The sequence below is a fragment of the Escherichia sp. MOD1-EC4550 genome (assembly GCF_963876935.1).
Taxonomy (GTDB): Bacteria; Pseudomonadota; Gammaproteobacteria; order Enterobacterales; family Enterobacteriaceae; genus Escherichia; species Escherichia coli_F.
Genome location: NZ_CAWNSE010000015.1, coordinates 270583 through 284783, shown reverse-complemented (window position 1 = coordinate 284783; position 14201 = coordinate 270583). Strand labels below are relative to the sequence as shown.

Below are 14201 nucleotides of genomic sequence, written 5' to 3'. Positions count from 1 at the left end.
TCACAACGCGTTTCATTCAGAGGATTTATGACTGAAACGCCTGTAACCGGAGCTCATAGGGCAAAAACGTTTCAGTCAGTGTAATAAAAAAAGCCTCGTGGGTGAATCCACACGAGGCCTGAAAGTGTAAAAATTGTTCTACAATCTGTGCAAGATCATGTTACCGGTAAAATAACCATAAAGGATGAGTGCAGATATTACTCAAACTCATTCCAGGAACGGCCATCACGAGTAATCATCGCCACCGAGGCAACCGGTCCCCAGGTTCCGGCCTGATACGGTTTCGGCGCATCATTGTCCATCGCCCACGCCTCAGTAATGGAGTCCACCCATTTCCAGGCTTCTTCTACTTCATCACGACGTACAAACAGTGCCTGAATACCGCGCATGGTTTCCAGCAGCAGACGTTCATAGGCATCTGCTAAATGCGTCTGATTAAAGGTTTCTGAATAGCTCAAGTCCAGCTTGGTGATTTGCAGGTTATGTTTGTGGTCAAGGCCAGGAACTTTATTCAGTACCTGGATATCCACGCCTTCATCAGGTTGCAGACGGATAGTCAGTTTATTCTGCGGCAGATCCTGCCACGACTCTTTAAACAGATTCAGTTCAGGTGTTTTGAAATAGACCACGACTTCAGAACATTTGGTCGGTAGACGTTTACCAGTACGCAGGTAGAATGGCACACCGGCCCAGCGCCAGTTATCAATGTCGACACGGATCGCCACGAAGGTTTCTGTATTGCTGCTCTTGTTCGCGCCCTCTTCTTCCAGATAGCCCGGCACTTTTTTGCCCTGGGCGAAGCCCGCAGTATATTGCCCGCGTACGGTTTTTTCGCGCACGTTGGAGCGGTCAATGCGGCGCAGAGACTTCAGTACTTTGACTTTTTCATCGCGGATGCTGTCTGCACTCAAATCAGACGGCGGAGACATCGCAATCATGCAAAGAATTTGCAGCAGGTGGTTTTGGATCATATCGCGCATCTGACCGGCTTTATCAAAATAGCCCCAGCGCCCTTCGATCCCCACTTCTTCTGCCACGGTAATCTCAACATGATCAATAGTGCGATTGTCCCAGTTATTCACAAACAGGGAGTTAGCAAAACGCAGCGCCAACAGGTTCAGCACCGTTTCTTTACCAAGATAGTGGTCGATACGGTATACCTGGCACTCCTCGAAGTATTCGCCAACCTGATCGTTGATTTCCCGCGAGGTCGCCAACGACGTCCCCAGCGGTTTCTCCATGACTACGCGTGCCGGTTTAGCATTCAGTTTTGCCTCACCAAGCCCTTTGCAGATTGCACCAAAAGTGCTGGGCGGCATGGCAAAGTAGTTAATGGTGATACGATTTTTTTGATCCAGCATCGCGCCGAGACGGCTGAATGCAGCTGTGTCATTGACATCGAGATTACAAAAATCCAGACGTGCACTCAGGGTGTCCCATAAACCTTCATCAATGGTTTCTTTCATGAAAGTTTCGAGTGCCTCGCGGACAACTTTGGTATATGCCGCTTTATCCCAGTCAGCACGCCCTACGCCGATAATCCGGGTGTCCGGGTTGAGCTGACCGGCTTTTTCCAGTTGATACAGGGAAGGCAGCAATTTACGACGCGCAAGGTCGCCTTTCGCGCCGAAAATGACCAGGTCACAGGCCTGGGCTGTTTGCGTTACCGCCATGTCATTCTCCTTAAGTTAACTAACCCGGTACTTAAGCCAGGGTATACTTGTAATTTTCTTACGGTGCACTGTACTGCTTTTACGAGCTTGCGAAAACTGTAAACGCTTATCCACCCGTGCGATTACAGTAAAAGCGCGCAAAGTGCGGCAAAACTGATAAAAAAATCATCGTTTTCCATTGGGTAAAAATCTGACACTGATCATGTTATGAAAAAAAATAACAACTTTTTTATCTGCTTTTGTCATTAACACAGCGCACAGGCGTAATATCTGTCAAAACTGCATTTCGATTTCTTTCAGTGCGGAAATCGTCATTACCCGTGAGTCTCTTTACATCATGAATATGCTGGAAAAAATCCAGTCTCAGCTGGAACATTTGAGCAAATCAGAGCGCAAAGTTGCCGAGGTCATTCTGGCTTCGCCCGATAACGCGATCCATTCGAGTATTGCTGCTCTGGCGCTGGAGGCCAATGTTAGTGAACCGACGGTGAATCGTTTCTGTCGCAGTATGGACACGCGCGGTTTTCCTGATTTTAAACTGCATCTGGCACAAAGTCTGGCGAATGGCACCCCCTATGTTAATCGCAACGTCAATGAAGATGACAGCGTTGAATCATACACGGGAAAAATATTTGAGTCGGCAATGGCGACGCTCGATCATGTCCGTCATTCACTGGATAAATCTGCCGTTAACCGCGCCGTCGACTTGCTCACTCAGGCCAAAAAAATCGCGTTTTTTGGATTAGGCTCTTCTGCCGCCGTTGCCCACGATGCGATGAATAAGTTCTTTCGTTTTAATGTTCCGGTGGTGTACTCCGATGATATCGTGCTGCAACGCATGAGTTGTATGAATTGTAGCGACGGAGACGTGGTGGTGCTGATTTCTCACACTGGAAGAACAAAAAATCTGGTCGAGTTGGCGCAGTTGGCACGGGAAAACGACGCCATGGTGATTGCCCTCACCTCTGCGGGTACCCCGCTTGCCCGAGAAGCAACGCTAGCAATTACCCTCGATGTACCGGAAGATACTGACATTTATATGCCCATGGTTTCTCGACTTGCACAGCTGACCGTGATAGATGTGCTGGCAACAGGTTTTACTTTGCGACGCGGTGCAAAATTCAGAGATAACTTGAAGCGGGTCAAGGAAGCGCTGAAGGAATCGCGTTTTGATAAGCAGTTACTTAATTTAAGTGACGATCGCTAAAAACGACTGTCACTGTTCTAATCTTATACGACATCCGAATGAGATTACTTTATCGCCATAACGGCGTTATTTCATTCGGATTTCATGTTCAAGCAACACCTGGTTGTTTCAGTCAACGGAGTATTACATGTCCAGAAGGCTTCGCAGAACAAAAATCGTTACCACGTTAGGCCCAGCAACAGATCGCGATAATAACCTTGAGAAAGTTATCGCTGCGGGTGCAAACGTTGTACGGATGAACTTTTCTCACGGCTCTCCTGAAGATCACAAAATGCGCGCGGATAAAGTTCGTGAGATTGCCGCAAAACTGGGGCGTCATGTGGCTATTCTGGGTGACCTCCAGGGGCCCAAAATCCGTGTATCCACCTTTAAAGAAGGCAAAGTTTTCCTCAATATTGGGGATAAATTCCTGCTCGACGCCAACCTGGGTAAAGGTGAAGGCGATAAAGAAAAAGTCGGTATCGACTACAAAGGCCTGCCTGCTGACGTCGTGCCTGGTGACATCCTGCTGCTGGACGATGGTCGCGTCCAGTTAAAAGTACTGGAAGTTCAAGGCATGAAAGTATTCACCGAAGTGACCGTCGGCGGTCCGCTCTCCAACAATAAAGGTATCAACAAACTCGGCGGTGGTTTGTCGGCTGAAGCGCTGACCGAAAAAGACAAAGCAGACATTAAGACTGCGGCGTTGATTGGCGTAGATTACCTGGCTGTTTCCTTCCCGCGCTGCGGCGAAGATCTGAACTATGCACGCCGCCTGGCTCGCGACGCAGGTTGTGATGCAAAAATTGTCGCCAAAGTTGAACGTGCGGAAGCCGTTTGCAGCCAGGATGCAATGGATGACATTATCCTCGCCTCTGATGTGGTAATGGTTGCACGTGGCGACCTCGGTGTGGAAATTGGCGACCCGGAACTGGTCGGCATTCAGAAAGCGTTGATCCGTCGTGCACGTCAGTTAAACCGCGCGGTAATCACTGCGACCCAGATGATGGAGTCAATGATTACTAACCCGATGCCGACCCGTGCAGAAGTCATGGACGTAGCAAACGCCGTTCTGGATGGTACTGACGCTGTGATGCTGTCTGCAGAAACTGCTGCTGGTCAGTATCCTTCAGAAACCGTTGCAGCCATGGCGCGTGTTTGCCTGGGTGCGGAAAAAATCCCGAGCATCAACGTTTCTAAACACCGTCTGGACGTTCAGTTCGACAATGTGGAAGAAGCTATCGCCATGTCAGCAATGTACGCGGCTAACCACCTGAAAGGCGTTACGGCGATCATCACTATGACCGAATCGGGTCGTACCGCTCTGATGACCTCCCGTATCAGCTCCGGTCTGCCGATTTTCGCTATGTCGCGCCATGAACGTACGCTGAATCTGACTGCTCTCTATCGTGGCGTTACGCCGGTGCACTTTGATAGCGCCAATGACGGCGTCGCAGCTGCCAGCGAAGCGGTTAATCTGCTGCGCGATAAAGGTTACTTGATGTCTGGTGACCTGGTGATTGTCACCCAGGGCGACGTGATGAGTACCGTGGGTTCTACTAATACCACGCGTATTTTAACGGTAGAGTAAGTACGTTGCCGGATGCGGCGAAAACGCCTCATCCGGCCTACAGTTCAATGATAGTTCAACAGATTTCGAATCTTCTGAAGCAAACTTGAACTTATCACACGGCGGAAGCCTCTCCTCGCGAGAGGCTTTTTTTATTTGATGGGATAAAGATCTTTGCGCTTATACGGTTGGATTTCGCCCGGTTTGCGAGTTTTCAGCAATTTTAATATCCAGGTGTATTGTTCTGGTCGCGGACCAACAAAAATCTCGACTTCTTCATTCATCCGCCGCGCAATCGTATGGTCATCCGCCTCTAACAGATCATCCATCGGTGGGCGCACCTGAATCGTCAGACGATGCGTCTTGCCATCATAAATTGGAAACAGCGGTACAACGCGCGCACGGCACACTTTCATCAATCGACCAATCGCGGGCAACGTCGCTTTATAGGTGGCAAAGAAATCAACAAACTCACTGTGCTCGGGGCCATGATCCTGATCGGGTAAATAATATCCCCAGTAGCCCTGACGTACCGACTGGATGAAAGGCTTAATACCATCATTTCTCGCATGCAGACGACCGCCAAAGCGACGACGCACCGTGTTCCAGACATAATCAAAAACCGGGTTACCCTGATTATGGAACATCGCTGCCATTTTCTGCCCTTGCGAGGCCATCAGCATGGCAGGGATATCGACGGCCCAGCCGTGCGGCACCAGAAAGATCACTTTCTCGTTATTACGCCGCATCTCTTCGATGATCTCCAGCCCTTGCCAGTCAACGCGCGGCTGAATTTTCTCTGGCCCGCGTATTGCCAACTCAGCCATCATTGCCATCGCTTGCGGCGCAGTGGCAAACATCTCATCAACAATCGCTTCGCGTTCAGCTTCACTACGTTCTGGAAAGCAGAGCGACAGATTTATTAACGCACGACGGCGTGAGCTTTTTCCCAGTCGTCCGGCAAAACGTCCCAGCCGTGCCAGAATGGGATCACGGAACTTTGGCGGCGTTAAAGCGATACCCGCCATCGCTGCTACGCCCAGCCATGCCCCCCAGTAGCGCGGGTGGCGAAAGGATTTATCAAACTCAGGAATGTATTCGCTATTATTTTTTTTCGTTTCCATGCTTTTCCAGTTTCGGATAAGGCAAAAATCAATCTGGTGATAGTGTAGCGGCGCAACTTGCCCCGCACCAAATAAAAAAAGCCGGTACTGACTGCGTACCGGCTGCGAATGGATGTTAATTAATCAAACCGTAGCTGCGGCACAATCTCTTTGGCCTGCGCCAGGAATTCGCGACGATCGGAGCCGGTCAGCCCTTCGGTACGCGGCAGTTTTGCCGTCAGCGGGTTTACGGCCTGCTGGTTTATCCATACTTCATAGTGCAGATGCGGCCCGGTTGAACGTCCGGTATTACCGGAAAGCGCGATACGGTCGCCACGTTTCACCTTCTGTCCTGGTTTCACCAGAATCTTACGCAAGTGCATATAACGCGTGGTGTAGCTGCGACCATGACGAATAGCCACATAATAACCTGCTGCGCCACTGCGTTTGGCAACCACCACTTCACCGTCACCCACTGAAAGCACCGGCGTACCCTGTGGCATGGCGAAATCAACACCTCTGTGTGGCGCAACACGACCAGTCACCGGATTAGTACGACGCGGGTTAAAGTTAGACGAGATACGGAACTGTTTCGCCGTCGGGAATCGCAAGAATCCTTTCGCCAGACCAGTACCGTTACGATCGTAGAATTTGCCATCTTCAGCGCGGATTGCGTAATAATCTTTACCTTCTGAACGCAAACGTACGCCCAGCAGCTGGCTTTGCTCACGTTTGCCATCAAGCATTTCTCGTGACATTAACACCGCAAATTCATCGCCTTTTTTCAGTTTGCGGAAATCCATTTGCCACTGCATGGCTTTAATCACTGCGCTCACTTCGGCGCTGGTTAAACCGGCGTTTCTGGCGCTGGCAACAAAGCTTCCCCCGACGGTACCTTTCAGCAGATTGTTGACCCACTCTCCTTGCTGCATTTCGCTGGTCATTTTAAAACCGTTAGCGGCAGTACGGTCATAGGTTCGGGTTTCCCGACGAGACACTTCCCAGGTGAGGCGCTGCAGTTCGCCGTCCGCGGTTAATGTCCAGGAGAGTTGTTGACCGATTTTCAGGTTACGCAATTCTTTGTCGGCAGCAGCCAGTTGGGTGATATCACCCATATCAATACCATACTGATTGAGAATGCTGCTTAGCGTATCGCCAGTGGAAACAACATATTCATGCACGCCCGCTTCACCGGCGATTTTGTCATCCAGTTCATCCTGGGGAATGGCTTCATCTTCTTGTGCAGCTTGATCAATCGGCTCACTGGCTTCAGGTAAGAGCGAACGAATTTCGTTCTGTTCCAGCTCAATGGTTTTGACAATTGGCGTGGCATCGCGGTGATAAACATAGGGCCGCCAGACAGCGACGGCCAGAGTAAGAACGGTGAGCGACCCCAACATAACGCGGTGTGGTCGCGGTAAATTATTAAACGCCAGGGCGACAGAGCGGGCTATCTGTTGCACGTAATCACTTCCTCATTAATCTCCTTTCAGGCAGCTCGCATACTGGTTGGCTAATTGATTCAGGAATTCTGAATAGCTTGTTTTACCCAGTTTGATATTCGTCCCCAGGGGATCCAACGTTCCCATACGAACGGATGTCCCTCGTGCGACGCTCTCAACGACCGCTGGCCTGAACTGTGGCTCAGCAAAAACGCAGGTTGCTTTTTGCTCAACCAACTGTGTTCTTATTTCATGTAAACGCTGCGCGCCAGGTTGAATCTCAGGGTTAACGGTAAAATGACCAAGCGGTGTCAGTCCGAACTGTTTTTCGAAATAGCCGTAAGCATCGTGAAAAACGAAATAACCTTTCCCCTTGAGCGGCGCGAGCTCGTTACCAACCTGCTTTTCGGTTGAGGCTAATTGTGCCTCAAAATCCTTCAGGTTGGCGTCAAGTTTGGCTCGACTTTGCGGCATAAGTTCCACTAATTTTCCATGGATTGCAACCGCTGTAGCCCGCGCTATCTCTGGGGAAAGCCAAAGATGCATGTTGAAATCGCCGTGATGGTGATCTTCGTCACTTTTTTCCGCGTGGTCGTGATCATCATCATCGCCGTGAATACTTTTCATCAGCAGCGGTTTCACATTCTCTAGCTGCGCAATCGTTACCTGTTTCGCTTCAGGTAATTTACTTACCGGTTTTTGCATGAACGCTTCCATCTCCGGGCCAACCCAAACGACTAAGTCCGCGTTCTGTAAGCGTTTTACATCTGATGGACGCAGTGAATAATCATGTTCTGAAGCGCCGTCAGGTAGTAAAACCTCCGTTTCTGTTACCCCATCAGCAATGGCAGAAGCGATGAACCCAACGGGTTTAATCGAAGCGACAACGGCAGCATCTGCGGCCTGTGTTGCACCGCCCCAGAGAGCGGCAGATAATGCTGCGAAAAGAAGCGTTTTTTTATGTAACATAATGCGACCAATCATCGTAATGAATATGAGAAGTGTGATATTATAACATTTCATGACTACTGCAAGACTAAAATTAACATGACAAGTCTGGTTTCCCTGGAAAATGTCTCGGTTTCTTTCGGCCAACGCCGCGTCCTCTCTGATGTGTCGCTGGAACTTAAACCTGGAAAAATTTTAACTTTACTTGGGCCAAATGGCGCAGGTAAGTCGACACTGGTACGGGTAGTGCTCGGACTGGTAACACCCGATGAAGGGGTTATCAAGCGCAACGGAAAACTGCGCATCGGCTACGTACCGCAGAAGCTGTATCTCGACACCACATTGCCACTGACCGTAAATCGATTTTTACGCTTACGCCCTGGCACACATAAAGAAGATATTTTGCCTGCACTGAAACGTGTCCAGGCCGGGCATCTGATTAACGCACCGATGCAAAAGCTCTCGGGTGGCGAAACACAGCGTGTATTGTTAGCGCGAGCATTGTTAAATCGACCGCAATTATTAGTGCTGGATGAACCCACTCAGGGCGTGGATGTGAATGGTCAGGTGGCGTTATATGACCTTATTGACCAGTTGCGTCGCGAACTGGATTGTGGCGTTTTAATGGTCTCTCACGATCTGCATCTGGTAATGGCAAAAACCGATGAAGTGCTTTGCCTGAATCACGACATTTGTTGTTCCGGCACACCGGAAGTTGTTTCCCTGCATCCGGAGTTTATTTCTATGTTTGGTCCTCGTGGTGCTGAACAACTGGGTATCTATCGCCATCATCATAATCATCGTCACGATTTACAGGGACGAATTGTTTTGCGTCGGGGAAATGATCGCTCATGATTGAATTATTATTTCCTGGTTGGTTAGCCGGGATCATGCTCGCCTGTGCCGCGGGTCCGCTGGGTTCGTTTGTGGTCTGGCGTCGTATGTCTTATTTCGGTGATACACTGGCTCATGCCTCATTACTTGGCGTCGCGTTTGGTTTGTTGCTGGACGTGAATCCATTCTATGCGGTAATTGCCGTTACGCTGCTGCTGGCGGGCGGTCTGGTATGGCTGGAGAAGCGCCCACAGCTGGCGATCGACACGTTATTAGGGATTATGGCGCACAGTGCCCTGTCGCTGGGCCTGGTGGTCGTTAGTCTGATGTCTAACATTCGTGTTGATTTGATGGCTTACCTGTTCGGTGATTTGCTGGCAGTGACGCCAGAAGATCTCATCTCTATTGCGATTGGCGTGGTCATCGTGGTGGCGATTCTGTTCTGGCAATGGCGCAATTTGCTGTCAATGACGATTAGCCCTGATCTGGCGTTTGTTGATGGTGTGAAATTACAGCGCGTGAAATTGTTGTTGATGCTGGTGACAGCATTGACGATTGGTGTAGCGATGAAATTTGTCGGCGCGTTGATTATTACTTCGCTGCTGATTATTCCTGCAGCTACAGCGCGTCGCTTTGCCCGCACGCCGGAACAGATGGCCGGTGTCGCTGTTTTGGTGGGAATGGTGGCAGTAACTGGCGGTTTAACCTTTTCCGCATTTTACGATACGCCGGCGGGTCCGTCGGTAGTGCTATGTGCGGCACTGTTATTTATTATCAGTATGATGAAAAAGCAGGCCATCTAATTTAAACCTAAAATGTCGGATGCGATGTGAACGTCTTATCCGACTTACGGTATCGTTATTTCTGACAGGGCCTGATAAAACGCGTACAGCGTCGCATCAGGCACTTTGCACAATTGTCGGATTAGGCTTGAATGCCTTATCCGACTTACGGCATTTCTGGCGGCGTAATTCCGAAGTGGTTCCACGCCCGCACTGTCGCCATACGCCCGCGCGGTGTACGCTGCAAAAAGCCTTGCTGAATCAAATAAGGTTCCAGTACATCCTCAATGGTTTCACGTTCTTCGCCAATGGCTGCCGCCAGGTTATCCAGACCTACCGGCCCACCAAAGAACTTATCGATTACCGCCAGCAACAATTTGCGGTCCATATAATCGAAACCTTCAGCATCAACATTCAGCATATCCAGTGCCCGGGCGGCGATATCCGCCGAGATGGTGCCATCGTGCTTCACTTCGGCGAAGTCACGCACTCGACGCAGCAGACGGTTGGCAATGCGTGGAGTACCGCGAGCGCGACGAGCAACTTCCAGCGCGCCGTCATCACTCATCTCAAGCCCCATAAAGCGTGCGCTGCGACTGACAATATATTGCAGATCCGGCACCTGATAAAACTCCAGACGCTGCACAATACCAAAACGATCGCGCAACGGTGATGTCAGCGAACCTGCGCGCGTGGTTGCACCAATCAGAGTAAACGGCGGCAAGTCAATTTTAATGGAGCGTGCCGCCGGACCTTCACCAATCATAATATCCAGTTGGTAGTCTTCCATTGCCGGATACAACACCTCTTCCACCACTGGCGAAAGACGGTGGATCTCATCAATAAACAGCACGTCATGCGGTTCAAGGTTAGTGAGCATCGCGGCCAGATCGCCCGCCTTTTCCAGCACTGGACCAGAAGTCGTGCGTAAATTCACGCCCATTTCATTGGCGACAATGTTGGCAAGCGTAGTTTTACCCAACCCCGGAGGACCAAAAATCAACAGATGATCGAGGGCATCGCCGCGCAGTTTCGCTGCTTTGATGAAAATCTCCATCTGTGAACGAACCTGCGGTTGACCAACATACTCTTCCAGTAATTTGGGGCGAATGGCGCGATCTGCCACATCTTCCGGCAAAGTGGTACCGGCAGAAATCAGACGGTCTGCTTCAATCATCCTTTACCTCATAACGCGGCGCGCAGGGCTTCGCGAATTAATGTTTCACTGCTGGCGTCAGGGCGAGCGATTTTGCTCACCATGCGGCTTGCTTCTTGTGGTTTATAGCCCAGCGCCACCAGCGCGGCAACCGCTTCCTGTTCAGCATCGTCGGTCGCCGGGCTCGCAGGTGACGTGAGTACCAGGTCGGCAGCTGGCGTAAAGAGATCGCCATGTAAACCTTTAAATCGGTCTTTCATTTCGACAATCAAGCGTTCGGCGGTTTTTTTGCCAATACCCGGCAGTTTCACCAGAGCCCCCACTTCTTCACGCTCAACGGCATTAACGAACTGCTGCGCTGACATTCCGGAGAGGATTGCCAATGCCAGTTTAGGCCCAACGCCGTTGGTTTTGATCAACTCTTTGAACAACGTGCGCTCTTGTTTATTGTTAAAACCGTACAGCAGTTGCGCGTCTTCACGCACCACAAAGTGGGTGAAAACGATCGCTTCCTGACCCGCTTCAGGGAGTTCATAAAAACAGGTCATCGGCATATGCACTTCATAGCCTACGCCGCCCACTTCAATTAATACCAGCGGGGGTTGTTTTTCAATGATGATGCCTCTGAGTCTGCCTATCACATGACGCTCCTGCGTAATGAATCAAAGATAATGCTGTATGATAAAAAAATGCTGGATAGATATCCAGCGAGGGATGATATTAAATCATTTCAGAACTGATAATCCTTTGGCTCACGGTATCTGAAATTTTCTATGAATCACCTTACATCGCACTCTTTCTTTGACTTCTAATGGCCAATTTTTCCACGTTCCTTGCTGGCGTGCTTCCATTCGCGGCATTTTTTTAGTTGGTGAAGGAGTAAGACCGCAAATATAAATGCGCTTATTGCCCATATAGCTATCAGAATCGGCAAAGGGCTGATATTGAAAAACACGTTTTCACAGGGTTTCCCGATGGCGGGGCGATCTTTTACAACCTTCACGCACATGGTGATTCCTGGTTTTATACGCTTGTCCTCAACATGCAAATTCCAGGTCTTACCGTCAATCTGCCAGGTCAGGTCATAGGCATACAGCCCCGTGCAATCAATCCTTCCTCCCCGCAGTAAATTGCAGGAGTGCGAGGCGCTACGCTCAAAATTACTGGTATAACGAACCGAAGAAACTTTTGCGAGCGTAGTCAAGCTATTGCGGTGGTACTCATACTCCAGAACGGCAGCATAACTGGTATAAATCGCTAAAAAGAAGTAAAAGAGCGCAATTGGCTTCCTGAAACGTGGGTAGTGAGCTTCCATGAGATAGGTGCTTAATATCAACGTCCCGGCAAGAGCAAATGAGATTAAAAGCTGATTGAATACGCTTGATAAATTCATCCGCGCCTCTGTATCTGGCAAGCAGGTAGAGGACTAATCATTCAGCGAGTCCCTGAACGCTGAATTTTTGCGGGATCATTCCACTATCAATACGCCACTGATATGACTCCGTATGCGCTAACTCGTCACCATTAAGATCAATCGAGACCTGGTTTGAGTAAATATCATACTCATCAATTATGTCAGCGCCTGAGTATTCATACAGAGCATAATATCCTGCCATCAAATCCCCCTTCGACACCCTTTCATAACTTTTTAGCACATAGCCATATCGCCAGTTAATCAAATCAAAAAGAATGCTTTCGGCGTCCTCTCTTGCAAAAATATCATCCCCCACTCTGATGATAAAACTTCCGGCATTAATTTTATAATGATGTTTTCCCGGCAGAAATTCAAAAGCCTGAGTGAGTGAAAATGATTCTTTATAATGATCACCCGCAGGAATAACTTGCCAGCCATCGACCCCATCATAAATTCCACACATCCCATCAAGGACAATGTTGCTTGTTGTGATGTCAAAGGCTTTATTGCAAGGCATCAAACCACCTTCAAAGATATAAGCAGGTTGATTATTGCTATTGTAGAAATCCAGTAAAGCATTCACCACCTGCCCCTGCTGTATAACGCTAAGCCTCACGGTGACACCACTTTGCGCCATTCTCGCATCGTTAAGGCTTGCACCAGCTTCACCCACGCCGTAGATATCATCACGCATATGAATAATTTGAGGCACAAACTCATTATTCTCATTTAAAGAAATACGTCCATATCGCCAGGGATAGCGAATGACATTATCTTGAGCAAATACATTCACGCATTGACTGATCGAAACTATAATTATCACATTAATAAATAACCGCATAAAACATTCCTTGTCATTATTACAATACAATGCTAATGCTTTACCATCACGAAAGATAGATGCTGTTTTATATATAAATAATGGATTGATATAGTGAAAATAAATTACCCAGCTAAATATGAAACCGGTGATATTGTTTTTACCTGCATCGGTGCTCGCCTGTTTGGGCAAATCTCTGCAGCCTCGAAATGCTGGAGCAACCATGTGGGGATAATCATCGGACATGACGGTGATGATTACCTGGTTGCGGAGAGTCGAGTTCCGCTCTCCACAATCACAACTTTGTCACGATTTATTGAACGGTCGACCGATCAACGCTACGGTGTTCGCCGCCTGGCAGGAGGTTTAACCGCAGAGCAGAAACTTGCTCTTGTCGAAAAGGTCCCTGCCCGGTTGCATAAGTTCTACCACACCGGTTTTAAATACGAATCTTCCCGCCAGTTCTGTTCAAAATTCGTTTTTGATATTTATAAAGAGGCGCTATGTATCCCGGTGGGTGAAATTGAGACGTTTGGAGAACTGCTAAACAGCAATCCGAATGCAAAACTCACTTTCTGGAAATTCTGGTTTTTAGGTTCGATTCCGTGGGAGCGTAAAACCGTCACGCCAGCCAGTTTGTGGCATCATCCGGGTTTGGTGTTGATTCATGCGGAGGGAGTAGGAACGCCTCAGCCTGAATTGACCGAGGCGGTATAACTTAACGCAGTCGCCCTCTCGCCAGGTTCAGCCGCGATTCGCTCATCTGCATCGCATTCTGACTAACGTGGCAGTGGGTGATGGCAATTGCCAGCGCATCGGCGGCGTCCGCCTGCGGGTTAGCGGGCAGTTTCAGCAAAGTGCGGACCATATGCTGCACCTGGCTTTTTTCGGCACTACCAATACCTACCACCGTTTGTTTTACCTGACGTGCCGCGTATTCAAATACCGGTAATTCCTGATTCACCGCCGCCACAATCGCCACGCCACGCGCCTGCCCCAGCTTCAGGGCCGAGTCGGCATTTTTAGCCATAAAGACTTGTTCAATGGCGAAATAATCAGGCTGGAACTGGGTGATGATTTCCGTCACGCCCGCATAGATGAGCTTAAGACGAGACGGTAAATCATCTACTTTGGTGCGTATACATCCGCTACCCAGGTAGGACAGCTGCCTGCCCACCTGGCGGATGACGCCATAGCCGGTCACGCGCGAACCCGGGTCAATGCCGAGAATAATAGCCATCACGCGTCTCCGTTTTGCTGTTTAGCAGGCCTC

General features: G+C 49.3%; 14 protein-coding genes. 5 read left to right on the top strand and 9 right to left on the bottom strand.

The window, feature by feature from the left end; all coding sequences use genetic code 11:
• Positions 1–197 precede the first annotated feature (197 nt).
• Positions 198–1673 carry a glucose-6-phosphate dehydrogenase gene (gene zwf / locus AACU19_RS13070; protein ID WP_000301730.1) on the bottom strand — a complete coding sequence of 492 codons (1476 nt, stop codon included), beginning with the start codon at positions 1671–1673 and terminating at the stop codon, positions 198–200.
• Between the two features lie 337 nt (positions 1674–2010).
• On the opposite strand from zwf, the gene hexR reads away from it, so the two are divergent.
• Complete coding sequence (gene hexR, locus AACU19_RS13065) at positions 2011–2880, top strand: DNA-binding transcriptional regulator HexR (RefSeq protein WP_001056701.1); 870 nt, start codon at positions 2011–2013, stop codon at positions 2878–2880.
• 127 nt (positions 2881–3007) lie between these two features.
• Positions 3008–4450, top strand: a complete 1443-nt coding sequence (gene pyk, locus AACU19_RS13060; RefSeq protein ID WP_000091148.1) for a pyruvate kinase — start codon at positions 3008–3010, stop codon at positions 4448–4450.
• A gap of 131 nt (positions 4451–4581) precedes the next feature.
• Here pyk and lpxM read toward each other — a convergent pair whose 3' ends face one another.
• The 3 genes from lpxM to znuA all read right to left on the bottom strand — a co-directional run bounded on the left by lpxM (position 4582) and on the right by znuA (position 7943).
• The gene (gene lpxM, locus AACU19_RS13055; RefSeq protein ID WP_000448381.1) at positions 4582–5553 is read right to left on the bottom strand and encodes a lauroyl-Kdo(2)-lipid IV(A) myristoyltransferase; all 972 of its coding nucleotides are present in this window, start codon (positions 5551–5553) and stop codon (positions 4582–4584) included.
• 119 nt (positions 5554–5672) lie between these two features.
• Positions 5673–6995, bottom strand: a complete 1323-nt coding sequence (mepM, locus tag AACU19_RS13050) for a murein DD-endopeptidase MepM (RefSeq protein WP_001184045.1) — start codon at positions 6993–6995, stop codon at positions 5673–5675.
• 15 nt (positions 6996–7010) lie between these two features.
• Positions 7011–7943, bottom strand: a complete 933-nt coding sequence (gene znuA, locus AACU19_RS13045; RefSeq protein ID WP_105279009.1) for a zinc ABC transporter substrate-binding protein ZnuA — start codon at positions 7941–7943, stop codon at positions 7011–7013.
• Positions 7944–8021: 78 nt separating this feature from the next.
• Here znuA and znuC point away from each other — a divergent pair, with 78 nt between their 5' ends.
• Together znuC and znuB are read left to right on the top strand one after the other, a co-directional pair.
• A complete protein-coding gene (gene znuC / locus AACU19_RS13040) occupies positions 8022–8777 on the top strand; it encodes a zinc ABC transporter ATP-binding protein ZnuC (RefSeq protein ID WP_105278998.1) in 756 nt (251 codons plus the stop codon).
• Positions 8774–9559 (top strand): zinc ABC transporter permease subunit ZnuB, encoded by a 786-nt coding sequence (znuB, locus tag AACU19_RS13035; protein ID WP_105278997.1) that lies wholly within the window; start codon positions 8774–8776, stop codon positions 9557–9559. The genes znuC and znuB overlap by 4 nt, the downstream gene beginning before the upstream one ends.
• A 145-nt stretch (positions 9560–9704) precedes the next feature.
• Here znuB and ruvB read toward each other — a convergent pair whose 3' ends face one another.
• The 4 genes from ruvB to AACU19_RS13015 form a co-directional block, all read right to left on the bottom strand.
• Complete coding sequence (gene ruvB, locus AACU19_RS13030; protein ID WP_105278996.1) at positions 9705–10715, bottom strand: Holliday junction branch migration DNA helicase RuvB; 1011 nt, start codon at positions 10713–10715, stop codon at positions 9705–9707.
• An 8-nt stretch (positions 10716–10723) separates the two neighbouring features.
• Positions 10724–11335 (bottom strand): Holliday junction branch migration protein RuvA, encoded by a 612-nt coding sequence (ruvA, locus tag AACU19_RS13025; RefSeq protein WP_000580323.1) that lies wholly within the window; start codon positions 11333–11335, stop codon positions 10724–10726.
• Between the two features lie 167 nt (positions 11336–11502).
• Positions 11503–12087, bottom strand: a complete 585-nt coding sequence (locus AACU19_RS13020; protein WP_105278995.1) for a hypothetical protein — start codon at positions 12085–12087, stop codon at positions 11503–11505.
• 37 nt (positions 12088–12124) lie between these two features.
• Positions 12125–13174 carry a hypothetical protein gene (locus AACU19_RS13015; protein WP_235841535.1) on the bottom strand — a complete coding sequence of 350 codons (1050 nt, stop codon included), beginning with the start codon at positions 13172–13174 and terminating at the stop codon, positions 12125–12127.
• Here AACU19_RS13015 and AACU19_RS13010 point away from each other — a divergent pair.
• The gene (locus tag AACU19_RS13010) at positions 13082–13645 is read left to right on the top strand and encodes a YebB family permuted papain-like enzyme (RefSeq protein WP_241957779.1); all 564 of its coding nucleotides are present in this window, start codon (positions 13082–13084) and stop codon (positions 13643–13645) included. The genes AACU19_RS13015 and AACU19_RS13010 overlap by 93 nt on opposite strands.
• A 1-nt stretch (position 13646) precedes the next feature.
• Here AACU19_RS13010 and ruvC read toward each other — a convergent pair whose 3' ends face one another.
• Positions 13647–14168: a crossover junction endodeoxyribonuclease RuvC gene (gene ruvC, locus AACU19_RS13005; RefSeq protein WP_001295503.1), complete on the bottom strand. Its 522-nt coding sequence runs from the start codon at positions 14166–14168 to the stop codon at positions 13647–13649.
• Positions 14169–14201: the final 33 nt, after the last annotated feature.